This is a genomic window from Streptomyces fractus (assembly GCF_049844455.1).
Lineage (GTDB): Bacteria > Actinomycetota > Actinomycetes > Streptomycetales > Streptomycetaceae > Streptomyces > Streptomyces fractus.
Map to the genome: position 1 here is coordinate 1,565,795 of NZ_JBMYHI010000002.1, position 26,914 is coordinate 1,592,708.

Consider the following 26,914-nt stretch of genomic DNA (forward strand, 5'->3'; position numbering starts at 1 on the left):
GGCTCACCTCTCACTCAGCCTCACCCCTCAGCACACCATCGATCTCGGCAAGTTCACCCGCCGACAGCGGCCCGAACTCCAGCGCCCCGGCGTTCTCCTCCGCCTGCGCGACCGTCCTGAAGCCAGGGATCGGCACCGTGCGCGGGCTCCGCGCCCACAACCAGGCCAGCGCCCCCTGCGCGAGGGAACGGCCGCTGCTCGTCAGGACGGACCGGACCGCCTCCACCCGCGCCAACCACTCCGGATCGACGCCGCCACCCACCGCGAACCCGGGCAGCCAGGCAGGCGGCGCGCTGCGGATGTCCGTGCCGGCGAGCGTGTTGCCCGGCGCGAACTTCCCCGTCAGCAAGCCCATCGCGAGCGGGCTGCGATTGATGCTCGCGAGGCCGAACTCCTCGCACAGGGCCAGCATTTCTGGCGCGTCCTGGAGGACGTTGCAGCGGTGCTGAACGGCCGCACAGTGGGGGCCCGCGGCGAAGACGGCCGCACGTTCCGGGTCATCGGTGCTCCACGCGTACGCACGGATGAGGCCTTCCCGTACAAGATCCTCGCAGGCGTCGCGCAGCAGCCCGGCCCGCTCGGGATCAGCGTCCGACAGATGCAACTGGTACAGGTCCACGTAGTCCGTGCCGAGCCGACCGAGCGACGCGGTCAGCGCGCGCCGTACGTACGCGGGCGAGTCGTCGCCGCCCGTGCGGACCCGGCTCTGCTCGTCGAAGAGGTTGCCCCACTTGGTGGCCACCACGACGTCCGCCCGCCGCTTGCCGAGTGCCCGCCCCAGTACGCGCTCGCTGTGCCCGGCCCCGTACGCGTCGGCCGTGTCGAAGAAGGTCACGCCGAGTTCCAGCGCGCGACGCACGGCCCGCACGGACTCCTCGTCGTCGACCTCGCCCCAGCCGAGCGGCTCCCCGCCGAGTCCCTGCCAGGGCCCGCCGATCGCCCAGCAGCCGAAGCCGAGCGCACTGACCTCGATCCCGCTGCGTCCCAGGACGCGTGTGTGCGGTGGGTGTGTCGTGGTGGGCGTCGTCCCGTTCTTCCCGTTGGTCGTCTCCATGCCCGCGAACGCTAGGCGTTGAAGTGCACGCGAAGGCAAGCCCCCGCGGACCACAAACCCGACCGCCTGCCGACCGACTCGGACCGCTCAACTTCGCGACGGTCCAGGGCGGCGTTCCCGCGTCAGCGGATACGTCTCCCCCGCCACCCGGATCCGGTTCTCGTCGTCCACATGGCAGTCCAGTCTCCGCGGCAGGCCCCGCAGGTACGCGACGGTCGTGGCGGCGAGCCGGATCCGGCCCCCGCCGAGGCAGGTGAGCCCGTCCGGTCCGGCGAGTTCGGCGATCCGGGCGACGTGGCCGCGGGGCAGGTCGGCGGTGTACGTGGCGGTGGCGCCGGCGGCACGTTCCAGGGCCTGGAGTACGTCCCCGAAGTGGGCGTGGTCCAGGACCGTCCGCACCGCCGACTCGACGCTGAACAAGCCCGAGGCGACCTGGTCGCAGGCGAAGATCCGGCCGGGGCGCGCCCGTGCGTAGGCGAACCACGTTCCGTTGCGCGAGGGCAGCGCGTAGCCGATCGGGTAGCCGCCGGGAAGGCCGTCGCGTACGCACACGTACATGATCTCGGCGGCGTCGCTGCGTTCCTGGGTGAGGAAGAGGCCTCGCTGCCTGAGCAGCGTGGTGAGTGGGCGGTCGACAACTGTCACGTGCGCGTTCCCTCCGCGAGTCGGTGCTGCGGCGGCCGCTCCCCTGCACCGGCCGCCGCACTTGCACAGCGTCACGGAAGACGCTCCAATACCGATGAAATTCAGATGAAGTACGTGCTGGGAGCGGGGGATTCACAGTGGGCACGGATTCAGGGCGGCGACAGGGGCAGGCAGGGCCGCACCGTCTGCGCCTCTCGCTGCTCGGGCCGCTGCGGGCATGGCGTGACGGTGTGCCGCTGGACCTCGGGCCGGTCCGGCGGCAGGCGGTGCTCGCCGCTCTCGCGCTGCATCCGGGGCGGCTGGTCGGCCGCGACCAGGTGCTCGACGCGGTGTGGGGCGACAGGCCGCCCGGGTCGGGACACCGCGTACTGCCCAGTTACGTCTACGAGTTGCGCCGTTCGCTCGACGCGGCGGGCGTCGGGCCCGACCGGTCGGTGATCCGCGGGGAGCGGGGCGGATACCGGTTCACCGCGGAGGCGGCCAGCCTCGATGTGACGGACCTCGCCGAGCTGGTCGACGGCGCCCGACACACTCGGAAGACCGGCGACACGGCCACCGCTGCCGGCCAACTGGCCGACGCGCTCGACCTGTTCGACGGCGAGCCGCTGGCAGGGCTGCCCGGACCGTTCGCCGCATCCGAACGACAACGACTCCTGCAACGCGGACACACGACCCGCCTCGAACGGCTCGACTGCCTGATCCTCCTCGGCCGCTGCGCGCAGGCCCTCGACGAGCTCGCGGCCCTGCCCGTGACCGATCCCTACGACGAGCCCCTGCTCGCCCTGCGCATGCGGGCGTTGTACGGCTGCGGACGTCAGGTCGAGGCACTGTCCGCGTACGAGGAGGCGCGGGCCCGGCTGCGGGACGACCTCGGCGTCGATCCCGGGGAGGAGCTGCGCCGCACGCACGAGGCGGTGCTGCGCCAGGACGCCGCCGCACTCGGCGGACCGGCCACCGGAGCGCACCCTCCTCCCGCCCGCATCGGCTTCGTAGCGCCCGCCGAACTTCCCCGCATCGCCTATCAGTTCACTGGGCGGGTGGACGAACTCGCCTGCCTGCACGCGGTGTTGCCCGAAGAGGGAGGTCACTCCCCCGGGTCGGCGCACACCGTGGTGATCTCCGCCATCGGCGGCGCCGCCGGCATCGGCAAGACCGCGCTCGCCGTGCACTGGGCCCACCAGGTCCGCGACCGTTTCCCGGACGGTCAGCTGTACGTGAACCTGCACGGGTTCGACCTCGAACAGCCGCCGCTGGAGCCCGGCGAAGCCCTGGAGCTGCTCCTGCGGAGCCTGGGTCTCGAGGCGGCGCAGGTCCCGGCGAGCGTAGAGGCGCAGGCACGCGCGTTCCGGACGCTGGTCGCCGATCGGCGCGTGCTCGTCCTGCTCGACAACGCCGCGTCCGCCGAGCAGGTGCGTCCGCTGCTGCCAGGCGGCCCGTCCTGCTGTGTCGTCGTCACCAGCCGCAACCGGCTCGGCGACCTGGTGGCGCTCGACGGGGCGCAGGCGCTGCCACTGGACTTCCTGGCTCCGCACGAGGCCCGCGCGCTGCTCTGCGCGACGCTCGGCGCGGACCGGATCGCCGGGGAACCGGAGGCGGCGGACCGTCTGATCGGCCTGTGCGGCGGCCTTCCGCTGGCACTGCGGGTGGCCGCCGCGCGACTCTCGGGCGACCCCGGTCTCGGCCTCACCGAACTCGTGGAGGAGATGTCCGACGGCACCCGGCTCGAAGCGCTGGAACTGGACGGAAACTCCAACTCACCTCTGCGCAGAGCGTTTTCGGTCTCCTACGGGGTGCTTGAGGCCGACGCGCGGCGGCTGTTCCGGCTGCTCGGCCTGTTCCCCGGGGCGGAGTTCACGGCCTCCGTCGCGGCCGCACTGCTCGACGTACCGACATCGCGTGCACGGCGCCTGCTCAGGACGCTGGCCGCCGCCCACCTCATCGACCCGGCGACGACGGGGCGTTACGGCTTCCACGACCTGCTGCGCGAGTACGCGCGCGAGTGCACGTGGGCGGAGGAGAGCGCCGAGGAGCGTGCCGCGGCGCTCGATCGCGTGCTGCTCTGGTACGTGCACGCCACGCGCGCCACCGCGGGTACGTGGTTCTACCCGACGCTGCCCGCCGCCCTGACCACCGGCGGGCCATCGGCCGGCTCGCCGTCCCTGCCGTCGACCGCCGAGGCCGGGCGATGGCTGGAGGAGGAGCGGGCCAATCTGCTCGCGTTGATCCACCATGCGGGCCGGCACGGTCCGCACCCCATCGCCACCCACCTGGTGTCCTCGCTGCTCGGCTACTTCTGGCTCCATGTGCCGCGAGCGACCTGGCAGGCGCTCACGCAGACGGCACTGGACGCGGCGGAGGCCGAGGAGGATCTGCACGGCCAGGCGCTCCTGCATGGCATCCTCGGCATCCTCCAATGGGACCACGGCCGCCCCGACAAGGCGGTGGAGCACTGCACGCGGGTGCGGGCGATCAGCGGCGAACTCGACTGGCCCGAGGTGCAGGCCATGGCCGTCGGCGTCAAGGGCTACGTCGATTGGAGCACGGCCCACCTGGACCGTGCGCACGAGGGCCTGAGCGCGGGACTGGCCATCACGGAGAAGGGCAAGAACCACTATCTCGGGGCGTTCGCGCTGCTCGGCCTCGGGATGACCGCCCGCGATCTGGGCCGGCTGCCCGAGGCCGCCGCCCACCTCGAACGGGTGCTGCGCCGCAACAGAGATGTCACCTGGTGGTCCGACAGCCTGGCCCTTCAGGTCCTGGGCCCGGTCTACTGGGAACTCGGCCGCCTCACCGACGGCCTGACCGTCCTCGACCCCAAGGTCACCGCGGGCGCCAACGACGGCTACCGCATCGGGCACGCGATGATCCTCGACGCCGCCGCGAAGATCCACGTCGAACTCGGCGATCACGACGAGGCGTTGGCGCTGACGGAGCGGGCCCTGGCCACGTTCCGGGGTCCGGCGCGCCGCTGGATCCAGTCCGGCATCCTCACCACGGTCGCGTCCGCCCACCGCGCCCGGTCCCGCTTCGACGCCGCCCTCCGCGCCGCCACGGAGTCCCACGCCCTCGCCCGCAAAGCACACTTCCGCCGGGCCGAAGCGGACAGCCTCATGGCGCTCGCCCTCACCCACCACGACGCCGGCCACCACCACGAGGCCACCCGCCCCGCCGAGGAGGCCCTGCGCCTGTCCCGCACGTACGGCTTCCGCGTGGTGGAGGGCCAGGCCCTGACCGTTCTGAGCGCAGCGGCACGGGCGGACTCGGCCCACCCCGAGGCCACCTCCCTCGCGGAGACCGCCCTGACCACCCACCGCGCGACCGGCCACCGCCTCGGCGAGGCCCGCGCCCTCACGGCCCTCGCCCACGCCCTCCGGACGAGCGACAGCACGACCGCCGAACACCTCCGGGAACAGGCGACGTTGACGTATACGGAGGTGGGGGTGCCGGAGGCGGTGTACGGGGATCTGCTCGGGTGACCTGGAGATCGTCCCTGCCCAAGCAGCTTTCATGTCGAACAGCCGCTCGCGGCTCACGGCCGACGACGGCGTCCGCGAGGGGCGCAGCCAGGTCTCCGTTGTATGTAGTGTGCGGAAATGACGAGAAGCGAGCGGCTCGCCGAGCAACTGGACTGGTACTGGCACAAGAACCTGCGGCCACGGCTGGACGGTCTTACCGACGAGGAGTACTTCTGGGAGCCGGTGCGCGACTGCTGGAGCATCCGCCCGCGTGGCACGTCGGCCGCACCGATGTCGGAAGGTTCGGGGGAATGGAGGATGGACTCCGCGTCCCCTGGCCCGGCACCGGCGCCGGCGCCGGTGACCACGATTGCCTGGCGGCTGGCGCACATCATCGTCTCGTGCCTGGGCTATCGGGTCGGATGGTACTTCGGTGGCCAGGACGTCGACTCCGAGACATTCGCCTACGCGGGGACCGCTGACGAGGCGCTGAAGCAGCTCGATGAGATGTACGGGATTTGGAACGCGGGGGTCCGCGAACTCTCGGACGTCGACCTGGAGAATCCGCCCACGGTGGGTCCCGAGCGTTTTCCTATGGAGAACAGGGTCCTGCACGTCAACAGGGAACTGATCCATCACGGCGCCGAGATCTCCCTGCTGCGCGACCTCTACCGCCGACAGGACGGAGCCGCGCCCTCTCCGTGGTGAGCTGGAAACAGACCCAGCCGTCCCAAGCGGAAGAACCCACCCACTCCACACCGGAACTCGCCGGTCCCGTGCTCACCGATTGAGGGAGATGTTGCCGACATGTCCGTCGCGGACGCGTTCGTGGAGCACTTGGACCCGGAACTGTGCGTCGTCACCGTCGAGGCCGACGGTGAGCGGGCGGGCTGTCTGGTCGGCTTCGCCTCACAGTGCTCGATCCGCCCCGTCCGCTACGTCGTGTGGCTCTCGAAGGTCAACCGGACGTACACCGTCGCGGGGGACGCGTCCCACCTAGCCGTACACCTACTCGGACGCGAACAGTGCGCTCTGGCCCGGTTGTTCGGCGGCGAGAGCGGCGACCGCGTGGACAAGTTCGCGACGGTTCCCTGGACGCGGGGCCCGCACGCGACCGTGCTGCTCGACGCGGCTCGGGCCTGGCTGGTGGGCCGGGTGGTGGGGCGGCTCGACGGGGGCGACCACGTGGGGTTCGTCCTCGCCCCGGAGGCCTCGGGCGACGACAGCGCGGCGGATCGGCAGCCGTTCAGGCTTTCCGACGCCGAAGACATCAAGCCAGGCCATCCGGTCGACTGATGACACCTGCCGGCCCACACGGTGCCACCGGCTCAGGCCTGGTGTGACGGCATCGGCCCGTCCTGGTCGCCTTGCGGGTGCGGGTGCGGGTGCGGGTGCGGGTGCGGGCACAGCACGGTGATTCCCGAGCGGCGGTCGGCGGCGTCCTCGGCGAACAGCAAGTGTGCGGCCTCGTCCATCCCGACGGTGTGCGTCACGAGGTCGGCCGGGCGCAACACCTCACGCTCGACCAGATCGAGCAGTTCCGGGTAGTCGCTCGCCGCCATGCCGTGGCTGCCCAGGACATCGAGTTCCCAGGCCAGCACGCGGTCCATCGGAATCGCAGGGGGCGGCCCCGCCAGGAGCCCGATCTGCACATGGCGTCCGCGCCGGCGCAACGACCGGACGCTCATCCCGATCACCTCGGACGCCCCCACCGCGTCCACCGCGACATGGGCTCCGCCACCGGTGAGTTCCACGATCTCCGGGACCGTGCTGTCGGAGACGTTGAGCACGTGTTCGGCACCGGCCTTGGCCGCGAGTTTCAACGCCTCGGCGGAGCGGTCGACCGCGATCGGCCGCGCGCCGAGCGCGACGGCGATCATGATGGCGCTGAGCCCGACCCCGCCGGCCCCGAAAACGGCCACCCACTCCCCGGCCTGCACCCGCCCGCGCGCGGAAACGGCACGATAGGCGGTGGCGAACCGGCAGCCGAGGCTGGCGGCCGCGGCGTCCGAGACGGTCGGGGGGACTGCCACCAGGTTCATGTCGGCCGCCCGCACGGCGACCAGTTCGGCATGCGAACCCTGGTGGGTGAAGCCGGGTTGCGTCTGGTCGGGACAGACCTGCGCGTCCCCGTTCTTGCACCATTCGCAGGTTCCGCACCCGTTGACGAAGGGGGCGGTCACCCGGTCGCCCACGGACCAGTTCCGTACGTTCGCGCCCACGGCCTCGACGCGGCCGACGAACTCGTGTCCGGGGATCTGGGGCAGACTCACGGTGTCGTCGTGGCCTGCCCACGCGTGCCGGTCGCTGCGGCACAGGCCGGAGGCCGCGACGCGGATCACGGCGCCGTCCTCCGGAACCCGCGGGTCGGGAACCGTCTCGACGGCGACAGGGCCGCCGAAGCGGTGGTAACGCAGCGCCTTCACTTCTTTCCTCCTCCAACGGGCCGAACCACTTCGCCGCACGGTATCCGCCCCGACGACGAGTGACGGCGCCGCCTCTGCTCACCGCGGTGTGCCCTCGCCACCCGTCGGGGTCGGCGACTCGGACGACGGAGACGAAGTGGACGCAGACGAAGTGGGCGGGGTCGAGGGGGACGGGGACGAGGTGGACGGCGTCGCCGGGTTGGGGGCCGCCGTGCTGGACGGCGCGGGATCCGGCGCCGAAGCGCTGGGCGTCGGGTGGCGGTCGGGGACGGTCGAGGACGAGGGTGCGGCGGGCGGCACCGGGGTGCGGCTCGGGTCCGGATCCGGGGCCAGGGCGACGTAGCCGATGGCAAGGGCCGCGGCAGTGGCGAGCCCGGCGACCGGGACGACGTAGCGCCGAGCGGTGTCGCGGAGTCGAGACAGTCGGCGCGGCTGCCGTCCCGGCGGCCGGGCCGGACTCAGTGCCCGTACGGTGACGCTGTCGGCGCGCACGGCGAGCGCCTCGCGCAACCGTTGCTCCACCGGGCGTTCGGCGTGGTCGGCCGGACGGACATGTGGCGTGCGGGGAGTCATATCCGGCCCTCCAGGATCTTTTCCAGCGCGTCCAGGGCGCGGCTCGCGTTCGACTTCACCGCGCCTTTGCTGATGCCGAGGGTGGCGGCTATCTCGGCCTCGCTGAGGTCGGCCCAGTAGCGCAGCACGAGGACTTCACGGCGGCGCGGCGTAAGCCGGGACAGTGCGGCGAGGACTTCGCGGTGTGCCTCGTCGAGCACGACGGAGTCCTCCGCGGACGGGGCCTCGCCTGCGGGTGGCGGGGTCCACGCCCGGGCCGTACGACGACGGCGCAGCACCGATCGTGCGGTGTTGACGACCGCGGTGCGGAGGTAGCCGAGGGCGTTGTCCACCTCCGTGATGTGTTCGCCGTGGCGGCGGTAGAGGGCGGTGAACGCGTCCTGCACGACATCCTCCGCGGTGGCCAGGTCGTCCACGAGCAGCACCGCCAGCCGCACCATGCGCAGCCGGTGCGCGTGGTAGAGCTCGCCGATCGTGGGCGGCCGGTCGAGGTGCGGAGGTGTGCCGCCGTGCGCGTACGTGTCCGTGGACGTGGACGTGTCCGAGTACGGGGACGTGTCCGTGTACGGGGTTGTGGCCCGGCCCCGCGCGGCGGTGGCCGGGCCGGGTACCCCTTCGAGCGTGGACGGGTCGCGTCGCAGCAGCCCACGCAGCACGTCCCGCCATCCCGGCCGGACTTGGCGGTGCGGGATGGTGAACGGCCTTGGTGGCGGGGCGAGTTGGTGGGCTGCGGGGGTGTGCACAGGGTTCCTCGGGTGTGCTACGTCAGCGGTGCGAGCGGCGGCGTACGGCGAAGAGCGTCCCCGCGCCACCGGCGACGAGTGCGGCGGCCCCGGCGCCCAGGACGGTGGTGGTCGTGTTCGAGGACCCAGTATGTGCGAGTTCGTCATCGGCGGGCGCGGGGGCCGGGGCGGGTGTGCCGGGCCCGGTGGGAGCGGCACTCGGCACCGCCGAGGACGCTTCGTCTCCCTTGTCACCGGGGGCTGCGGGCTCGGCCGAGGACGGGACGCTCGTGGCCGGCGCCGGAACGCTGCTGGCGGACGCCGAGGGCGCCGGGCTCGGCGTCGCGGTGGCGGCGTCGGCGGCGGCCGAAGAGCTTGCCGACTGCGGCACCGGCGTGGCGTGGGCGACGGGAATCGCTGCCAGGGCGGCCAGCAGGCCGGTGGCCACGACGGCACTGCGCACAGGAACAAGGGGGTTCACGTTCGTACTCCACGGTCGGGGTGAAGGAGGCCGGACGGCACCCTTCACCCCCACACGACGCTCGAACCCGCGTCAGGTTGCCGCGGCCGCACAAAAATCTTCGCCCGGTCTGCTCGGGCGCGTCACCTACGCTCACCAACGCGCCCCGGCCACACGCATTCCGTCACTTCCTGAAGGCTCAACCGCCCCTTCCGGGGCTTTCCTGGACTTACCGCACCCGGATCCCACCGGCTTCTGTCGCATCCCTTGACGCCACATTCACCGACCTGAAGCATGCGTCGCCTAGGGAGCGCTCCCACACCCCCCATTGTTCATTTCATGAACCAGGAGAGCCGCTGTGACCCATACGTCCCGTCCTCCGTCGCGCCGCGGTCTGCTCGCCGCGGGTGTAGCCGCCGGTGTCGCCGCCGCGTCACTGCCCGCGCTCGGCAGCACCACGGCGTCCGCCGCCACCACGCACAAGCCCACCAAACCGGCGAAGCCCGCCAAGGAGAAGCTGGCCGCCGGTGGCGACCTCGGGCCCAACGTCATCGTGTTCGATCCGTCCACGCCCGGCATCCAGTCCAAGCTGGACGAGATCCTCAAGCAGCAGGAGTCCGCCCAGTTCGGCACCGGCCGCTACGCCCTGCTGTTCAAGCCCGGCACGTACAACGGGCTCAACGCCCAACTCGGCTTCTACACCTCGGTGTTAGGCCTCGGCCTGTCCCCCGACGACACCACCATCAATGGCGACGTCACCGTCGACGCGGGCTGGTTCAACGGCAACGCCACGCAGAACTTCTGGCGCAGCGCAGAGAATCTGGCGCTGGTGCCGGTGAACGGGACGAACCGGTGGGCGGTCGCCCAGGCCGCCCCGTTCCGCCGGATGCACGTCCGCGGCGGCCTCAACCTCTCCCCGGACGGCTACGGTTGGGCCAGCGGCGGCTACATCGCCGACAGCCGCATCGACGGCACCGTCGGCCCGTACTCGCAGCAGCAGTGGTACACCCGCGACTCCTCGGTGGGCGGGTGGCAGAACGCCGTCTGGAACATGGTGTTCTCCGGCGTCGAGGGCGCGCCCGCGCAGAGCTTCCCCGACCCGCCGTACACCACGCTCGACACCACCCCGGTCTCCCGCGAGAAGCCCTTCCTGTACCTGGACGGCGCGGACTACAAGGTGTTCCTGCCGGAGAAACGCACCAACGCACGCGGCACGACCTGGGGCAACGGCACACCGCGCGGCACCTCGGTCCCGTTGAGCCAGTTCTACGTCGCCCAGCCCGGCGTCGGCGCCGACACCCTCAACGCCGCCCTCGACCAGGGCCTCAACCTCCTTCTCACGCCGGGCATTTACCACCTGGACGCCCCGGTCCAGGTGAACCGGGCGGGCACCGTCGTCCTCGGCCTCGGCTACGCCACCCTCGTCCCCGACGGCGGGGTGACGGCCATGAAGGTGGCCGACGTGGACGGGGTGCGCCTCGCCGGGTTCCTGGTGGACGCCGGGACCGTCAACTCCCCCACCCTGCTGGAGATCGGGCCGCGGGGAGCGTCCGCCGACCACTCCGCGGACCCGATCACCGTTCAGGACGTGTTCGTACGGATCGGCGGCGCCGGCGCGGGCAAGGCCACCACCAGCCTGGTCGTCAACGCCCGGCACACCATCGTCGACCACACCTGGATCTGGCGCGCCGACCATGGCGACGGCGTCGGCTGGGAGACCAACCGCGCCGACTACGGACTCGTCGTCAACGGCGACGACGTCCTGGCCACGGGCCTGTTCGTCGAGCACTTCAACAAGTACGACGTGCAGTGGTTCGGACAGCGTGGCCGCACCGTCTTCTTCCAGAACGAGAAGGCCTACGACGCCCCCGACCAGGCTGCCGTGCAGGACGGCGCCACCAAGGGCTTCGCCGCCTACAAGGTGGACAACTCCGTGACCAGCCACGAGGGTTGGGGCCTTGGCTCGTACTGCTACTACAACGTCGACCCGACGATCCGGCAGGACCACGGCTTCGCCGCGCCGAACACACCGGGCGTGAAGTTCCACGACCTGCTCGTGGTGTCACTGGGCGGCAAGGGCCAGTTCGAGCATGTCATCAACGACACCGGGGCGGCCACCTCGGGCGACACCACGGTGCCGTCGACGGTGACGTCCTACCCGTAACCCCGCACGGTCGTCCGTCCCCCCTGCACCGGGCCCCGTTCCTTGATTCGAGGGACGGGGCTCTTGCCGCGGTGACGAAGACGATCTAGCGTCGTGGGCCGTGCATGACAACGATGTCCGCGAGCGGGAACGCAGCGGGAGCCGTAGGCAATCGGCGCGATACTCACCACCCCGGCACAGATCGACGGCACGAAGTCTGAGGAACAGACTGGGGGCCGCCGCGCTCTGCCTTGCCCTCGCTGCCGCGGGTTCCGCCGCCGCGACACCGGCGAGCGCGAGCAACGCCACGCAGTCGACTACGGCGGCGTCGCCATCGTCATCGCCATCCGACGCGACGCCCGGAGCGGGGGCCGATCTGACGAAGCTGGTCAACCCGTTCATCGGTACCGAGAACGAGAGGCTGACCTTCCCTGCCGCGGGCGCGCCGTTCGGCCTGGTGCAGGAGAGTCCGTTGATGAAGACGGCCGGTGGCACGGGGTGCGACAAGGAGTCCTCCGACACGGTCGTCGGGTTCAGCCAGACGACGATCAACGGCTGCCGGTTCAACTACCTGCCGATGATGCCCACCACCGGCGAGGTGAGTTCCACCGATCCGGCGCAGTACGCGTCGAAGTTCAGTCATGAGAACGAGACGACGGGCCCTGACTACTACGAGACGAAGCTCGACAAGTACGGCGTGACCGCCGGCCTGACGTCGACCGCACGGACCGGGTGGCAGCAGTACAAGTTCCCGCGGACGCGTCAGGCGAACGTGATGTTCAACGCCGGTGCGGGCGTGAGCGATTCGGAGATCCACGTCGTCGGCAGCCGGACGATCGAGGGGTGGGTCGAGGACTCCAAGAAGACCTACTTCGTCGCCCAGCTCAGCCGGCCGTTCGCGTCGTACGGCACGTGGAAGGGCAGCGAACGGAGCCCGGGATCCCGCGAGTCGGCCGCCAAGGGGTCCAATGGCGCCTGGGTGTCGTTCGACACGAGCAAGGACGACGCTCCGATCGTCGCGAAGGTCGGGCTCTCCTTCACGGGACTCGACGGAGCCCACAAGAACCTCGCGACGGAGACGGGGAAGTACGGCTTCGACTTCGACGCCGTGCACAAGGCGTTGAACGGCACGTGGAACACCATGCTGCGCAAGGCCGCGATCGGCGGCGGTTCGCACGACCAACAGGTCGCGTATTACACGGCGTTGTACCACTCCATGCTCGACCCGAACCTGATCGGTGACGTCGACGGCCGCTACGTCGGAGCCGACAAGAAGATCCACACCGCCGACGGTTACACCCCGTACAGCAACTTCTCGCTGTGGGACACGTACCGGACGCAGAACAAGCTCCTTGAGATGCTCGTTCCCAAGGTCGCCCACGACATCGACATGTCGATCCTCGCGATCGCACGGGAGGGCGGCGCGCTGCCGCGCTGGTACCTGGAGAACGAGGAAGGCAACATCATGACCGGTGATCCGGTCACACCGTTCCTGGTCGAGGGCTGGTCGAAGGGGCTCCTCACCGGGGCGGACGCCCAAGAGGCGTACAAGTACCTCCGGGCGAACGCGACCGAGGTGCCGTCCGCCGACGTTCGCGAGAACGGGCGTGCCGGTGCGGCGTATTACGCGGACCGCGGCTACGTCCCCTACGGCCTCAACATCAAGTCCAACGCCGACTGCGACGGCGGAACGACCGGCAACTGCTGCCCGACCAAGTCGAACGACAACGACTGCTACTACGGCACGTCGGCGACGTTGGAGTACGCGGCGGCCGACGCGTCATTGGCGTTGATGGCGAAGGGACTTGGCCACACGGCCGACGCGAAGATGTTCGCCGAGCGCGGGCAGGCGTACAAAAACGTCTTCGACAAGCAGACCCGCCAGTTCCGGCCGCGCACCGCGGCCGACGGCACCTGGCTGACCCCGTACGACCCGGTCACCAGCAACCACGCGTTCCACGAGCAGAACGCGAGTCAATACCAGTGGCTGGTGCCCCAGGACCCGGCGGGGCTCATCGGCATGCTGGGCGGCAAGGACGCGACGAACAGCCGTCTGAACAGCTTCTTCGCCTACGACGACCTCCTCGCCGACCCGGCGGGGACCGCGCGCACGGCCTGGGTCGGCGACCCGTACAACTACTACGACTCCACGAAGTACAACCCGAACAACGAGCCCAACATGATCGCGCCGTACCTCTACGCGTGGACCGGGCAGCCCGGCCGCACCGCGACCGTGGTCAAGGCGCAGGAGACCCTGTTCACGAACAGCCCCGGCGGCATCCCCGGCAACGACGACATGGGCGAGATGTCGTCCTGGTACGTGATGTCGTCGCTGGGCCTCTACCCCACGACCAGCGGCGGCAACTTCGACGTCCTCACCACTCCGCAGTTCCCCAACGCCCAGGTGCGGATCGGTGATTACGGGAAGACGCAGGGCGGGACGCTGAACATCTCCGCGCCCGGCACCAGCATGTCCAACCGCTACATCGCCTCCGCGACGGTGAACGGCAGGGCCTGGGACAAGGCATGGGTCGACCAGACGGACATCGCGCACGGCGGACACATCGACTACGCCCTGAGCACCGAGCCCACCTCGTGGGCGACGGCCGCGAAGGACGCCCCGCCGTCGATCAACACGACGCCGAACACGCACCACCAACTCAGCGCCGACGTCGGCCCTGACCAGGTCGTCACGCAGCCCACGGCCGATCGGGCATCGCGTCAGCGGATCGATCTGACGCTGCTGGCCACGGCTCCGCACACCGCGCGGGTCGCCGTGACCGCTCAGGCACCGAAGGGCTGGTCGGTTTCCCCGTCCGACGTGACGGCGACGGCCGACTCGAACGGGCTCCCCACCCAGCTGAACAAGCGGTTGCGGATCACCACCCCGGCCGGAACCGACGCAGGCACCTACAAGGTGTCGGTCACCGCCGAACTCCCGGGCGCCGCCCCGGTGAAGAAGACCGTCACCGTCGTGGTCGGCAAGTCCGGTTCGAACTGCGCCATCAAAACAAACACGTCCTGCGCCGTCGACCTGAACGCCGCCTACAACAACGACGGCGTCGCCACGCTCGCCGCGCCGGGCGAGGGAGACTTCGACGACACGGGTACGAGCTTCGCCGCCGACCAACTGCCCGCACCGGGCCCGGTCACCTTCGGCGACGTGACCTACCAAGCACCCGACACCTCCGGCACCACCAAGAACTTCGTCAAGTCCACCGGCCAGGCGATCCCCCTCCCCACCGGCGACTACCGCAGCCTCCACATCGTGGGCGCATCCGACAACGGCAGCACCGGCGCCGCGTCGGCCACCGCCGTCGTCACCTACACCGACGGCAGCACCGCGACGGTCCCGCTCCGACTCACCGGCTGGGCCAACAAGTCGCCGGACTTCGGCAACGACGTCGCACTGACGACCGCGTACCAGCTCAAGCCCGGCACCGGCAAAACCACCACCAAGGCCTCCCTCTACGAAACGACCGTCCCCCTCGCCCCCGGCAAACACCCCCGCTCCCTCTCCCTGTCGACACCGTCCGTCCCCGCCTGGGTGGCCCCCGGCTCCGGCGGACTCGACTGGCAACGCGACAGCGCCCTCGGCATCTACGCGATGACCCTGACCCGCTGATCACCCTCTGCGGCACGGTTCACAGGAACCGACGGGAGGGCCGGCGCCGCAAAGTACCGGCCCTCCCGTCGAGGGCTCCAAGCCCCGCCTCCCGCGGCTGGGCCCCACCTACTTGCGCCAGTGTCCTCCGGTGCAGGTGTAGGTCTTGCCCTTGTACGTCCCGGTGGCTCCGGTGTTCCCGCAGAAGCCGCCGGGATTGATGCCGGCCTGCGGTACGTCGGCGGAGTCCGAGCTGCGCGTGGGGGCAGCCGGAACCGGGGTGGGTGTCCGCTTCGGCGGGGCCTTCGGTGTGGGGGTGGAGGTCGGCGTCGGGGCGGGTTTGGCGTGGACCGAGACATGCACCGCGCCGCTCGCCGTACGGCCGTCGACCTGTACCCGGTACGTGAAGGTGTCGGTTCCGCTGAAGCCGTGGCCGGGAGTGTAGCGGACCCAGCCGTCCTTGACCGTCGTCGTGCCGTTTCGCGGCTGTGCCACCGATTTCAGAACGGGGGCGGGAGCGTGCGCACCCGCACCGTGGTGGACTGCCACGACGTCGTCGTTACCGAGAACGTCGATCGATGTCGCGGTCTGGAAGTCCGTTCCGGCCCAGTCGTCGCCCGGCGCCGGCTTCCAGACGGTTGTCGGTGTCGCCTTGGGTGTGTGGGTGGCGGCAGGGGTCGGCTTGTCGGCCGTGGGGGTGGGGGCCGGTGAGGAAGACTCGGCGACGACAGGGGCCGCGGCCGGGTCGGCGTCGTCGCCTTTCGAGGAGTCGCCCAGCGACCCGATGACTCCCAGCGCCACGATCCCCGCGCCGAGGCCCGCGGCGGCCTTGGTCTTCCTGCTCAGACGTCGTTGCGGGCGGTGGCTGTAGGGGTTTCCCGCCGTCTGCGGCGTCTGGGGCGGCCCCCAGGTCTGCCACTGGCGGCGCTCGGGGTCGCGGGGCACGGCATTCTCCTGGGCGAAGTGAGGGGCGAGGGCCGGCACGGTCGGGCGGCGGCCTCCGCAAGGATGCGGGACACGGGTGTGGTCCTGCCGGAGGCAGAAGTCCCGCTGCCACCCGACCTTGGTCCCGTGGTTACGAGAGGCCGGACCGCCGCCGCACGCCATCAAGCCGGTCGGTTGGTGGTCCTGACCGCTGCGAAGAGCTGGGGCGTTCCAAAGGACCCGCCACGGACGGATACGTGACGCGACGCGCCCATCCCAAGAGCCGGACCCACAAGGCGAGTTGGGAACTCACCTTTCCTTTTCGGTCGAGGTGCTACAGATCAGGTCGAGACACCGGTACGAGTACGTCTCGTCGCGCGGCGGCGGCTGCTGTATGCCGATTGACGGCCCAGACAATGAGTGCACAGAAGGCGAAGGTGGCGCCGAGAGCACTGGATCCCACCCACCCTGCGGTGGAGTACGCGGCGGTGGTGGCGGTTGCTCCGACGGCGGAGCCGAAGGAGTAGAAGAGCATGTAGCCGCCGATGACGCTACTCGTCCGCTGCGCGTATGAGGCCGTGAGCAGGTGTTGATTGCTGACATGTACCGCCTGCACCGCGAGGTCGAGAACGATCACGCCGACGATGACCGGCCAGAGCGACCAGGACGCCTGTCCGGTCGCCAACCACGAGGCGGCGAGGATTACGAGGGCACCTCCAGTGATGACGTTGGCATGGCCAGCGTCGGCCCATTGCCCGGCTCGGGAGGCACCCAGGGCCCCGGCGAGCCCGGCGATTCCGAAGAGACCGATCTGGGCCGTGCCCAGATGCCATGGTGCGGCTGCGAGCGGCAGGGCCAGACCGCTCCATAGCGTGCCGAAGGAAGCGAACAGGAAGAATGCGATCAGCCCCCGCGACACGAACAGGCGCTCACGGAACAGGCGCCCGAGCGAGGTCAACACCTCGCCATATGTGGTGCGGACGCTGCGAGGGTCGGCCGGCAGGAGCTTCAGAACGGGATACGTGAGCGCGACGAGGAGCATGGCGAGTGCCACGTAGATGCTTCGCCATCCCCAGAGCGCAGCGAGACCGCCAGCGAGCACGCGCGCCCCTAGGATGCCGATGACGACGCCGGAGGTGACGGCGCCGAGTGTGCGGCCCCGCTCCTCCACAGTGGACAGGTCGGCGGCGAAAGCGACTGTGGTCTGCACGACGACGGCGAACAATCCGGCGAGAGCAAGTCCGGAGAGCAGGATCCAGAACTGGGTGGCGAAGGCGGCCAGAGCCATGCCGGCCGCAGCGAGGAGAAGATGGCCGGCGATGAGTTTGCGCCGGTCGAGCATGTCGCCCAGTGGGACGAGCAGGGGCAAGCCGATCAGGTAGCCGAGCTGCCCGGTGGTGACGATCCAGCCCAGCGCGGATTCCGGCAGGCCCAAGTCACTGCCGATCTGGGCGAGTACGGGCTGTGCCACGTAGACGGTCGCGACCGCGACCGCGCAGATCACGGCGAACAGCATCCTCCGACCAAACGTCAGGCTCATCCGACCCCTCCCAATCGGTAGCACATTGCAACCAATCCGAAGGTACGGCAGAATGGTTTTGATCCGCAACTCTTCAGGAGGAGTGATGACTCACGCAGCACCTCGTGTCGATGGGGTGGCCTGGACCGACCCCGCCTGCCCGGTCGCGCGCACGCTCGACCTGGTCGGAGACCGATGGAGCCTGCTGATCATTCGTGACGCGATGGACGGCGCACGAGCGTTCACCGACTTCCAGCACCGCACCGGAATCGCGCGCAACATCCTCACCGACCGCCTGCGGCGCTTGGTCGAACGAGGAATCCTCGACCGGCAGACGGCCCCGTCGGGGCGACGGCAGAACTACGTCCTCACCGAGGCGGGCCGAGACCTCTTCGCCGTCATCGTGGCTGCGCGCCAGTGGGGCGAACGACACGCTTTCGCGCCAGAGGAAACTCACTCCCTCCTCGTCGACGAAAGCGGGCTCCCACTCCCAGAGCTTCGCCCCACCGACTCGCACGGCCGGCCCATGGACGTCGACACCACCTCCGTACTGCGCGAGAACTGAACACAAAACAAGCCGCCCCGCACTCCCGCGTAGCCAAGCGACGCGGCAGAACGCCGTCACCGCCACCGGCGAAGGTCCACTACCGCGATACGTGCGTTGAATCGGGCATCGGCTCTCCTACCGCGTTGCCGGGGCTCACACTGGAGGTATGAGGACACCCCATCGAGACAGTGACGGGCACGTCCCAGCCGAGGGCGTGCGCCACATTCCCGACGACGACATGGGGGCGAGTGCCGCCTTCGATGAACGGCGACGGCTTGCTGACGAGCGGGAGCACATCGCCGACGAGCGGGAGCGGGTCGCTGACGAACGGGAGCGGATCGCCGACGAGCGGGGAGCCGCCGTGGAAAGGCATGAGGCGCGGCTCGCGGCATGGGAGAGCCGGCTCGACGGGCGGGCCCGCGCCATGGGCGAGTCCGCTGTGGGTGAGCGGCAGCGGTCCTACGAGGCGATCGACCGGGCCCGCGGTGTGTTGGAAGCCAGCCAGGAGCGGTTGGAGCGCAGCGCGGCGGCGCTGCGCCGTGCGGATGCGTCCGACGATCGGGAACAGCGCACGGTGGTGCAGGAGGTGGCCGCCACCACGAGGGAGCAGGCGGTTCGGCCGCGTTCGGTCGAGGGCGGTGGAGTCGACGAACCGGACACCGGCCGGCCCGGGCCCGGCCGGCAGGCCGCGGAGTGAGAGCTGCGCGGCCTGCCCCATGACCCCCGGGACATCCGGTTGCGGCTCATCCGCTCATGGGGCCGGGCCGGCCGGGTACCCGGCCCTCGTGATCGTGTCGGCAGGGCTAGTTTCCCTTGGCGGCTTCCTTGAGCTTGGAGCCCGCGGCCGCCTTCACGCTGTAGGCGGCGGGGATGGTGATCGCCTCGCCGGTGGACGGGTTGCGGCCGGCGCGCTCGGCGCGGTGGGTGCGCTCGAGCGTCAGGAAGCCGGGGATGGTGACCTTCTCGTCACCCTTGGCGACGACGTCGCCGACCGTCGCCGCGAACGCCGCGAGAACGGCGTCGGCGTCCTTCTGGGTCACGTTGGCTCGATTGGCCAGTTCGGCAACCAGCTCACTGCGGATCATCGCTGTACTCCGTCTCACGCTCGGAAGCCCCGCTCCGGACGACGCGGGGAAGATCAAGCCGCCATGGTGCCACCTGCCACCGACAACACACGCGAACCCCCTGGTTCCCTACTCCGAACGGCCCTTGATAGGGGAAGGGCTCCAAACGTGGTTTACGCATGGGTACTGGGGTGACCGCAACCGGAAGTCGATGCAGGGAGCAGCCCGATGAGTGAGCGGTTGACGCCGGCGGACCAGGTTCTGGCCGCCGCGCGCCATCCTGAGGCGAGCCGGCAGTTGCCGACGACTTTGTGCCAGGCCTTGTGCGAGGCGCTGCCGATCGACGCGGCAGCCCTGTCCTGGCTCACGGATACGCCCTATCGGCAGTTGCTGGGGGTGAGCGATGAACGCGCTGTGTATCTGGAGGAGGCGGAGTTCCTGGCCGGGGAAGGCCCGTGTGTCACTGCCGCGGCGACGAAGCAACCTGTCCTGGTCAACGACATGGCGCAGCCGCTGCCCAGATGGCCGCTGTTCCAGACGTGCCTGGACGGCCGGGTCGACTACGGGGCCGTGTACGCCTTCCCGCTCCGTTTCGAGTCCAAGGTGTTCGGCATCGCCGCGCTGCTGTACGAGCGGCCCTGCCTCATCGTCCCGGGAACGATGAGGCAGGCCACTCATGCCGTCGGTGCCACGGCCCAGGCCCTGCTGCCGGCCTTCTGGCGGCTCCTGGCACACGGCGAACTGCCGCAGTGGGAGCCCGCGGGCCTCCTGGAGACACATTGGGCCACCACGCACGCGGCCTCGGATGTGCTCGCCGAGCGCCTGGGCCTGCCCGTCGAGGAGGCCCAGGCCCGGCTGCGCGCCCGCGCCTTCGCCACCGGGCGCCCACTGCCCAGCATCGCCGCCGACATCCTCGCGCCCGACTCTTGACCCAGGGGCCTACGAGGCCGAGACCGCGGTCGAGCCCGTCACGCGGCGTGGGCGTGCTCGGCGGAGCGCTCGGCGGGTCCGGTGGCCGCCTCGCGCACCTGTGTGCAACTGCGTGTGATCAGGCGGGAGACGTGCATCTGCGACACGCCGATCTTCTCCGCGATGCGGGACTGCGTCATGTCCTCGAAGAACCGCATGTAGAGAATCTCGCGCTCCCGCTCGGGCAGCAGGCGCAGGCCCGCCTTGGCGGCCTCGCGGTCGGCGATGGTGTCGTAGGAATGGTCCGGGGCGCCGAGGGTGTCGGCCAGGCTGACCCCGTCGTCGGCCGCGCCGATCTGAGCTTCCAGGGACAGCGCGCTGTGGCTGTCCAGGGCGGCGATGCCCTCCCTGGTCTCCTCGATGCTCAGGCCCGCCTCCTCGGCGATCTCCTCGAGCGAGGGCTCCTCCCCCTTGCCGGGCCGGGCCTGGAGGTCGCGGCGCGTGCTGCGGACCTTGTTGCGCAGGTCCTGGACCCGGCGCGGGACGTGCAGGTCCAGCTGTGGTCACGGAAGTGACGGCGCAGTTCGCCGGTGATGGTGGGCACCGCGTAGGACTCGAAGGCACCGCGGCCGGGCTCGTAGCGCTCGATGGCCTTGACGAGGCCGAGCGCGGCAACCTGCTTGAGGTCGTCCATGCTCTCGCCCTTGTTGCGGTACCGGCCGGCCAGACGCTCGGCCATCGGCAGCCACGCCTCGACCAGTTCCTCCAGCAGAACGTCGTACTCCGGACCTTCAGCGGCTTCCGCCAGGCGGTGGAAGTCCTGCTCGGTGTCGGGGGCGTCGTGGTGCGGGTGGTGAGTAGCCATGGTCGCGTGCTCCTCATGTTCTGGACGTCAGATCACCAGCAGCGCCCTGAAGGGCCGCCTCAGAGCCACTTCTGCCGCTGGTACGCGCCTGTTGTCCCAAGCACTGATGAACCGCCTGCCCCTCGACCGTACGAGCAAACCGTCCGATCGAAGCGCAGCGCTGACCGGTCCTGACACCGGCACCATCACCCGCCACGCGTCGTGCGGCCCTACCCGGCCCTAACCCGGCCCTACCCCAGCTGCTCCGGCGTGACGTCCAGCCAGTTGCGGGACGCGGTCACCGGCAGGCCCAGCTCGCGTTGGTCGGCGGCCGCTTCGCGCTTCATCGTGGCGAGTTCGGCCCGGTAGGAGTCCTTCCGGTCGACCCAGACGCGCACCCCGCCCCGCTCCACATCGGTGGCCGAGAACAGCATCGGCCCGTCGCTCGCCGGCGTGTCACCCGCCACCAGGACGGGGCGCCGCCAGGCGTCGATGTACGTCTTGATCGCGGCGGTCTTCCCCTCGTACCAGGTGGCCGGTGCCCACAACTGCGGTGTCAGGACGTGGTCGTCGAGGGCGCCCGCCTTCCATGTGCCCTCGGCGATCTCGCGGCGCGCGGTGGTGACCCGGCCGCTGTCCGGTTCGCGCAGCAGCTGGCTGACGCCGATGACCTGCTCGGCGGGCACGTGATAGCCGTACCGCGGGTCGGCGAGGACCATGCGTACGAGTTCCTCGCCTGCCGCACTCATCACGTAGGCGCGGATACCGTTGTCCTCCAGCGCCGCGTACAGCTCCTGCATGCCGGGCGAGACGACGGGCGGCTCGACCTCGTCGTCGACGAGCGCTCCGTCCTCGTCGCGGTAGCGGACGGGAATGGTCTTGCCGGCCGCCCCGTGCGCCATCAACTCATCGACGTATGGCTTGAGTTGGCGCAGGGTGAAGCCGCTGAAGATCTGTGCCGCCCACGGGTAGCTCACCTGGTCGTCGATGGCGCAGATGCGTATGTAGTACGCGTACAGGCTCTCGCGCTCGCCGTCACGGTCGTCGAACGGGACGATCTTCAGTGACGGGTCCATCGTCTCCCGGGTCAACACCCCCTTCTGCTCCAGGAAGGGCAGCAGCGACTCCTCCAAGTCGTGGCGGTACGTGGTGTTGTCGGCGTCGAAGACGGCGAACTCACCTCGGTGGGCGTGACGCGCGATGACCTTTCCGAGGGTGTGGGCCACCGCGGCCGGCCAGTGCGTGAGCCGCGCCGCCACCTCCCGCGCGGTCGCGCTGTCGTCCTCGTCGGCCGCCGCCGCGGGAGTCGCGGTCGTGGCCGCGGTTGCCGTCGCGAGCGCTGCGGCCGTACCGGCCAGCAGGCCGCGCCGAGGAATGCCGTTCGCCATGCGCTGTCACACCTGTTCTGTTGGGAGATGAGCAGCGGGACACGCTACACAGCGGCGGCCGCCGCGACCATGGTCACTGTCACGTTTGGTTCGCGCCCCGTGCCCGCCTGCGGGAGCCGGACCACACATGCCTCCCCCATGCCCAACTGGGCATGGCAGCACCGGAAATCGGCATTCGACACGCATCGCTCCGGGTGACGAGTATTGATCGTCCGCAGGTACGAAGGGCCGGGCAGCGCCCTTCCCCAGCACGTGAAAGGCGCTCTGATGGCATCCTCCACGCTCAAGACGGCGGTGGTCGCCGGCAACCCCCTCACCTACGACATCCACGGCGATCCGGAACACCCCACCGTCGTGCTGCTGAGCGGCTGGTGTCAGGACCACCGGCTCTTCGACCCGCTCCTGCCGCTGCTCGCCGACACCCATCACGTCATACGGGTCGACTGGCGCGGTCACGGCGAGGACCGCACCCCCGTGGCCGACTTCGGCTCCCGCGAGCAGGCCGAGGACGTGATCGCGCTGCTTGAGCGGTTGGGCGTGGACGCCTTCCTCCCCGTCTCCACCTCGCACGGCGGCTGGGCCAATATAGAGATCGCGGACCGGCTCGGCACCGCCCGTGTGCCGCAGGTGCTGGTCATCGACTGGATCATGACGCCGGCCGGGCCCGAGTTCCTCGCCGGACTGAACGCCGTGCAGGATCCGGGGACTTGGCGGGAGGCGCGCCAGGGCCTGTTCGACGTCTGGCTCGGTGACAGCGACCATCCGCTGGTGCGTCACCACCTCGACGAGGAGATGGCGGCCTTCGACTTCGAGATGTGGGCGCGGTCGTGCCGTGTCATCGCGGACGCGTACGGGACCTGGGGCTCGCCGCTGCGGCGGATGGCGGCGATGAAGGAGCGGCGGCCGGTGAGGCATCTGTTCTCGCAGCCGACGGAGGCGGAGTACGCGCGGGCCCAGGACACCTTCCACGCCGAACACCCGTGGTTCTCGTACCGCATGGTGGGCGGGGAGACACACTTCCCGACGCTGGACTCCCCCGCGGTGGTCGCCGAGGAGATCCGAACCCTGACCGCCGCCGGCACCCGCTGAGGCGGGGGCCGTGTCCGATCCGCACACCGACGCCGCGTACAACGTGCGCCTGAGCGTCCCCGAGGAAGTCTTCCAGAGCACGCTCGCGGACTACCGCGGCGAGTCCGAGCGGGCCGTGCGCGGACTGCCCGGCCACCGGGACATCGTCTACGACGAGCCCTCCGGGGAACGCCTCGACGTATGGGGAACCGGCGGGCGGCCGCGTCCCGCCCTCGTCGTCGTGCACGGCGGGTACTGGCGCATGCTCTCGCGTCACGACACCGCCTTCATGGCGCGTGCGCTGGCCGACGCGGGCGTCGCCACCGTCAGCGTGGACTACTCGCTCGCGCCGGACGCGGACCTGGAGGAGATCGTGCGCCAGGTTCGCGCCGCCGTCGCCTGGGTCCACTGCCACGGCGCCGCGTACGGGCTCGACCCGGACCGGATCGTCGTGGCGGGCAGCTCGGCCGGCGGTCATCTGGCGGCCGCGGCCATGTGCGGCGGCTGGCAGGCCGCGCTGGGGCTGCCGGGCGACGTGGTCAAGGCCGGTCTGCCGATCAGCGGGCTCTTCGACCTGCGGCCGCTGGTGGACTCCTTCGCCAACGAGTGGCTCCACCTCGACGAGGCGCGCGCCGCGGTGCTCAGCCCGCTGCTCGCCCCGCCGCCGGAGGGCCCCGCCCCGCGCGCGGTGGTGGCCGTGGCGGAGCACGACGGTTCCGGGTTCCTCGCCCAGAGCAGGTCCTTCCACGCGGCATGGTCGCGGCACGCGGACAGCGAGCTCCTGGTGGTGCCCGGACGTCATCATTACGACGTCTTCCTGGATCTGGCGGACTCCAACTCGGCGCTCTTCGCGAAGTGTGTCGAGCTGGTGCGATCCACCGCGCGGGAGTGAGCCCCGAGTCGCAGGCGTCAGGCCGTCAGGCCGTCACACGTCCCTTCGCGTACGCGCCGGCCAGGTGCACGGACGCCGCCCGCTCGGCCTGCGAGAACCACTGGAAGACCTCGTCCGGGCCGTGCCGCGGCAGCTGTGCCGTGGCGGCCTGGATGCGGTCCAGGGCGTCCTCGGCGCGGGCGCGGAGCGCGGTCAGGTCATGCCCGGTCAACTGGCCGTGGCGCTTGCGCAGTTCACCGTCCACCAGCACCGTGTCGACGTCCGCCGCGGTGGACTGGAGCACCACGGAACCGGCCGGGTGGCTGGAGCGCACCAGGTGGCGGCCGGAGGAGACGACGATGACGTCGGCCTTCTTCCCGGGGGTCAGCGAGCCGATCTCGGAGCCGAGCCCCAGCGCCTCCGCGCTGTTGCGGGTGGCCCAGGTCAGCGCGTCGCGGACGCCCAGGCCGACCGTGGCGGGCATGGTGCCGCGCCGGTGCACGGCGTCGTGGTCGAGGCACCGCTGCATCTGGAGCCCGAGCCGCATCTGTGAGAACAGGTCACCGGAACCGACGGCGACGATGTCGGTGCTGATGCCCGGGGCGAGGCCGTGGTCGAGCGCGGCGCGGAAGGGCGGGACACCCATGCCCATCTGCATCTCGGTCTCCGGCGCGATGGTGACACGGCCGCCGCTGTCGGCTATGAGGTCCCACTCGGCGTCGTTCAGCGCGGGGCAGTGGATGTGCAGATGGCCGGGGCGCAGCAGGTCGTGGTCGTGGAGTTCGCGCAGTCCGCGCAGCAGGATCGAGCCGGTCGCGGCGCCCGTGTGCGAGGCGGCGAGCACACCGAGTTCGTCGGCGAGGCGGATCTCGGCCGCCGTCGCGTCGAAGGGCACGGTGCCGAAGTCACTGAGCAGGACACCCATGCGGGAGCGGCCGTCGTCGCCCGCGAAGAGTTCCGCACGCAGGGCGCGGGCGTCGTGCAACCGGTCGGCCTGGGTGTCGAAGCCGCGCGGCCGGAAGTCGTATTCCTGCATGCCGTACGCGTACACGGAGCGGATGCCCGCGACGCGCAGGGACTCGACGCCGGCGCGCGCGTGGTCGGGGGTGTTCACGCAGTCGCAGCAGTCCAGGATCGTCGTCACTCCGGAGTCGAGGGCTTCCAGCGCGCCGACGAGGGTGGCGGTGCCGAGGTCCGCCGCCTGGAGGACGGATCCCGTGCCGTGGAAGGTCGAGGCGAGGAACTGCAGCAGCGACTGGTCGGCGGCGACCGCGCGCAGCAGTGACAGCCATGTGTGCCGGTGGCTGTCGACCATGCCGGGCAGGACGAAGCCGCCCGCCGCGTCGATCACCTCGGCGTCGACGCCCGCGAACTCGTCGGCGTCGCGGGCCACGGCGGCGATCCTGTCATCCTCCAACAGGACGGCTCCGGACGGTAGTTCACCGAGCCCGGGGTCCATCGTGATGACATGTCCGCCGGTGATCACTGTCCGCTTCGTGGGCATGGGGCCTCTCCGCTCTGGGGTGGTGGTGCCGGGGCCGCGGGGCGCGGGTGCCGACCAGTCGGCCGACGCGTCTGCGTCTGTCCGTGATGCTGCCGATGCGTCTGTCCGTGATGCTGCCGAGCTGTGCGGTCGGGCGCCAATACCTGTTTGTCCGGGAGGTATGTCCTGCCGGTCATGGCTGCCTTCCGATGCGCGGGCATCCGGCTATAGGGTCCAGGCGTGGACATACCTCGCCTCCTCGACGGACGGCTCAAGCTCCGTCATCTGATCCTCACCGACGTGCTGTCCGAGCAGGGCAGCGTGGTGGGTGCGGCGGCGGCGCTGCATGTCACCCAGCCCGTGGTGACACGAAGTCTCCATGACCTCGAAGCGATTCTCGGGGTCCCGCTGTACGAGAGAGGGCCCCGCGGGATCACACCGACCGTGTTCGGCGAGGCCTTCACCGAGCACGCACGCGCGGCCCTGGCCCAGCTGACGCACGCGGCCCGCCATGTCGCGGAGATCGCCGACGCCGACCGGGGCACCGTCGTCGTCGGCACCCACCTGGCGGGCTCGAACCTGCTGCTGCCGCGGGCGGTTTCCCGGCTGAAGGACGCGCACCCGCTGCTGACGGTGGTGGTGCGCGAGGCGACTCCCGAGTCCCTGCTGGTCGACCTGGAGGCAGGGCGCACGGACCTGATCGTCGGACGACTGACGGCGGATTCGAGCGAGACCGTGGTGCGCGAGAACCTCTACGACGAGTCGGTGCGCGTGGTCGTCGGCAGCGACAACCCGCTGGTCGGCCGCGACGACCTCACGCTGTACGCGCTCATGGACTACCCGTGGATCCTCCCGGGCACGGAGACCGCGCTGCGCGGCGAACTGGAGGCGTTCTTCGCCCGCAACGGGATCCGGCTGCCGGAGAACCGCGTCGAGTGCACCTCCTTCCTCGCGGTCCGCCAGATGCTCATCGACAACGATGTGGTCGCCGTCCTGCCGGCCCTCATCGGCCGCGACGACCCTCGACTGACGGCGCTGCCCGTGTCGCTCGACCCGATCGGGCACAGCGTCGGGGTCACGCTCGCCAAGGACCGGCCGTTGAGCCCGGCGGGCCGGGCCATGCTCACCACGCTGCGCACCGTCGCCGCCGAGCTCGCCCCGGACCACGGCTGATCCGCCCCTCCCCCGGCCATGCCCATACGGCTATACCGAACG

Annotated in this window: 22 protein-coding genes and 1 pseudogene; 12 read left to right on the forward strand and 11 right to left on the reverse strand. The window is 70.5% G+C overall.

What is annotated here, in order from left to right; all coding sequences use genetic code 11:
• Positions 1-10: 10 nt before the first annotated feature.
• Both ACP4E5_RS09085 and ACP4E5_RS09090 read right to left on the reverse strand, forming a co-directional pair.
• Positions 11-1,054 (reverse strand): aldo/keto reductase, encoded by a 1,044-nt coding sequence (locus tag ACP4E5_RS09085; protein ID WP_425826766.1) that lies wholly within the window; start codon positions 1,052-1,054, stop codon positions 11-13.
• Positions 1,055-1,141: 87 nt separating this feature from the next.
• Complete coding sequence (locus ACP4E5_RS09090; RefSeq protein ID WP_425826768.1) at positions 1,142-1,699, reverse strand: hypothetical protein; 558 nt, start codon at positions 1,697-1,699, stop codon at positions 1,142-1,144.
• 137 nt (positions 1,700-1,836) lie between these two features.
• Here ACP4E5_RS09090 and ACP4E5_RS09095 point away from each other — a divergent pair, with 137 nt between their 5' ends.
• The 3 genes from ACP4E5_RS09095 (at position 1,837) to ACP4E5_RS09105 (ending at position 6,450) form a co-directional block, all read left to right on the forward strand.
• Entirely contained in the window at positions 1,837-5,175 is a 3,339-nt protein-coding gene (locus ACP4E5_RS09095) for an AfsR/SARP family transcriptional regulator (protein ID WP_425826770.1), read from the forward strand.
• Between the two features lie 117 nt (positions 5,176-5,292).
• Positions 5,293-5,862: a DinB family protein gene (locus ACP4E5_RS09100; protein WP_425826772.1), complete on the forward strand. Its 570-nt coding sequence runs from the start codon at positions 5,293-5,295 to the stop codon at positions 5,860-5,862.
• Between the two features lie 99 nt (positions 5,863-5,961).
• Positions 5,962-6,450, forward strand: coding sequence for a flavin reductase family protein (locus ACP4E5_RS09105; protein ID WP_425826774.1), 489 nt, complete (start codon positions 5,962-5,964; stop codon positions 6,448-6,450).
• 32 nt (positions 6,451-6,482) lie between these two features.
• On the opposite strand, the gene ACP4E5_RS09110 is transcribed toward ACP4E5_RS09105, so the two are convergent.
• A complete protein-coding gene (locus ACP4E5_RS09110) occupies positions 6,483-7,580 on the reverse strand; it encodes a zinc-binding dehydrogenase (protein WP_425826776.1) in 1,098 nt (365 codons plus the stop codon).
• A gap of 136 nt (positions 7,581-7,716) precedes the next feature.
• Between ACP4E5_RS09110 and ACP4E5_RS09115 the strand changes: the two genes are divergently transcribed.
• Positions 7,717-7,923 carry a hypothetical protein gene (locus tag ACP4E5_RS09115; protein WP_425826778.1) on the forward strand — a complete coding sequence of 69 codons (207 nt, stop codon included), beginning with the start codon at positions 7,717-7,719 and terminating at the stop codon, positions 7,921-7,923.
• Positions 7,924-8,149: 226 nt separating this feature from the next.
• On the opposite strand, the gene ACP4E5_RS09120 is transcribed toward ACP4E5_RS09115, so the two are convergent.
• Positions 8,150-8,896 (reverse strand): RNA polymerase sigma factor, encoded by a 747-nt coding sequence (locus ACP4E5_RS09120; RefSeq protein WP_425826780.1) that lies wholly within the window; start codon positions 8,894-8,896, stop codon positions 8,150-8,152.
• Positions 8,897-8,918: 22 nt separating this feature from the next.
• Positions 8,919-9,356 carry an LAETG motif-containing sortase-dependent surface protein gene (locus ACP4E5_RS09125; protein WP_425826782.1) on the reverse strand — a complete coding sequence of 146 codons (438 nt, stop codon included), beginning with the start codon at positions 9,354-9,356 and terminating at the stop codon, positions 8,919-8,921.
• A 337-nt stretch (positions 9,357-9,693) separates the two neighbouring features.
• On the opposite strand from ACP4E5_RS09125, the gene ACP4E5_RS09130 reads away from it, so the two are divergent.
• Both ACP4E5_RS09130 and ACP4E5_RS09135 read left to right on the forward strand, forming a co-directional pair.
• Entirely contained in the window at positions 9,694-11,499 is a 1,806-nt protein-coding gene (locus ACP4E5_RS09130; RefSeq protein ID WP_425826784.1) for a coagulation factor 5/8 type domain-containing protein, read from the forward strand.
• Positions 11,500-11,599: 100 nt separating this feature from the next.
• Positions 11,600-15,103, forward strand: a complete 3,504-nt coding sequence (locus ACP4E5_RS09135; RefSeq protein ID WP_425826786.1) for a GH92 family glycosyl hydrolase — start codon at positions 11,600-11,602, stop codon at positions 15,101-15,103.
• A gap of 108 nt (positions 15,104-15,211) precedes the next feature.
• Here ACP4E5_RS09135 and ACP4E5_RS09140 read toward each other — a convergent pair whose 3' ends face one another.
• Positions 15,212-16,027, reverse strand: coding sequence for an Ig-like domain-containing protein (locus tag ACP4E5_RS09140; RefSeq protein WP_425826788.1), 816 nt, complete (start codon positions 16,025-16,027; stop codon positions 15,212-15,214).
• 313 nt (positions 16,028-16,340) lie between these two features.
• Positions 16,341-17,540: an MFS transporter gene (locus tag ACP4E5_RS09145; protein ID WP_425841152.1), complete on the reverse strand. Its 1,200-nt coding sequence runs from the start codon at positions 17,538-17,540 to the stop codon at positions 16,341-16,343.
• 91 nt (positions 17,541-17,631) lie between these two features.
• Here ACP4E5_RS09145 and ACP4E5_RS09150 point away from each other — a divergent pair, with 91 nt between their 5' ends.
• Together ACP4E5_RS09150 and ACP4E5_RS09155 are read left to right on the forward strand one after the other, a co-directional pair.
• On the forward strand, positions 17,632-18,090 hold the full coding sequence (locus ACP4E5_RS09150; protein WP_425826790.1) for a winged helix-turn-helix transcriptional regulator: 459 nt from the start codon (positions 17,632-17,634) through the stop codon (positions 18,088-18,090).
• A 148-nt stretch (positions 18,091-18,238) separates the two neighbouring features.
• Positions 18,239-18,769 (forward strand): hypothetical protein, encoded by a 531-nt coding sequence (locus ACP4E5_RS09155; protein ID WP_425826792.1) that lies wholly within the window; start codon positions 18,239-18,241, stop codon positions 18,767-18,769.
• A 106-nt stretch (positions 18,770-18,875) separates the two neighbouring features.
• Here ACP4E5_RS09155 and ACP4E5_RS09160 read toward each other — a convergent pair whose 3' ends face one another.
• Complete coding sequence (locus ACP4E5_RS09160) at positions 18,876-19,157, reverse strand: HU family DNA-binding protein (RefSeq protein WP_425826794.1); 282 nt, start codon at positions 19,155-19,157, stop codon at positions 18,876-18,878.
• Between the two features lie 207 nt (positions 19,158-19,364).
• On the opposite strand from ACP4E5_RS09160, the gene ACP4E5_RS09165 reads away from it, so the two are divergent.
• Entirely contained in the window at positions 19,365-20,066 is a 702-nt protein-coding gene (locus ACP4E5_RS09165) for a GAF and ANTAR domain-containing protein (RefSeq protein ID WP_425826796.1), read from the forward strand.
• 38 nt (positions 20,067-20,104) lie between these two features.
• On the opposite strand, the pseudogene ACP4E5_RS09170 reads toward ACP4E5_RS09165, so the two are convergent.
• Both ACP4E5_RS09170 and ACP4E5_RS09175 read right to left on the reverse strand, forming a co-directional pair.
• Positions 20,105-20,910, reverse strand: a pseudogene (locus tag ACP4E5_RS09170) (SigB/SigF/SigG family RNA polymerase sigma factor).
• 230 nt (positions 20,911-21,140) lie between these two features.
• Positions 21,141-22,277: an HAD family hydrolase gene (locus tag ACP4E5_RS09175; RefSeq protein ID WP_425826798.1), complete on the reverse strand. Its 1,137-nt coding sequence runs from the start codon at positions 22,275-22,277 to the stop codon at positions 21,141-21,143.
• A 267-nt stretch (positions 22,278-22,544) separates the two neighbouring features.
• Here ACP4E5_RS09175 and ACP4E5_RS09180 point away from each other — a divergent pair, with 267 nt between their 5' ends.
• Together ACP4E5_RS09180 and ACP4E5_RS09185 are read left to right on the forward strand one after the other, a co-directional pair.
• Positions 22,545-23,366 (forward strand): alpha/beta hydrolase, encoded by an 822-nt coding sequence (locus tag ACP4E5_RS09180; RefSeq protein ID WP_425826800.1) that lies wholly within the window; start codon positions 22,545-22,547, stop codon positions 23,364-23,366.
• Positions 23,367-23,376: 10 nt separating this feature from the next.
• Positions 23,377-24,237, forward strand: a complete 861-nt coding sequence (locus ACP4E5_RS09185) for an alpha/beta hydrolase (protein WP_425826802.1) — start codon at positions 23,377-23,379, stop codon at positions 24,235-24,237.
• 25 nt (positions 24,238-24,262) lie between these two features.
• Here ACP4E5_RS09185 and ACP4E5_RS09190 read toward each other — a convergent pair whose 3' ends face one another.
• On the reverse strand, positions 24,263-25,720 hold the full coding sequence (locus ACP4E5_RS09190) for an amidohydrolase family protein (RefSeq protein ID WP_425826804.1): 1,458 nt from the start codon (positions 25,718-25,720) through the stop codon (positions 24,263-24,265).
• Between the two features lie 219 nt (positions 25,721-25,939).
• Here ACP4E5_RS09190 and ACP4E5_RS09195 point away from each other — a divergent pair, with 219 nt between their 5' ends.
• Entirely contained in the window at positions 25,940-26,872 is a 933-nt protein-coding gene (locus tag ACP4E5_RS09195; protein ID WP_425826806.1) for a LysR substrate-binding domain-containing protein, read from the forward strand.
• The last annotated feature ends 42 nt before the right edge of the window (positions 26,873-26,914 follow it).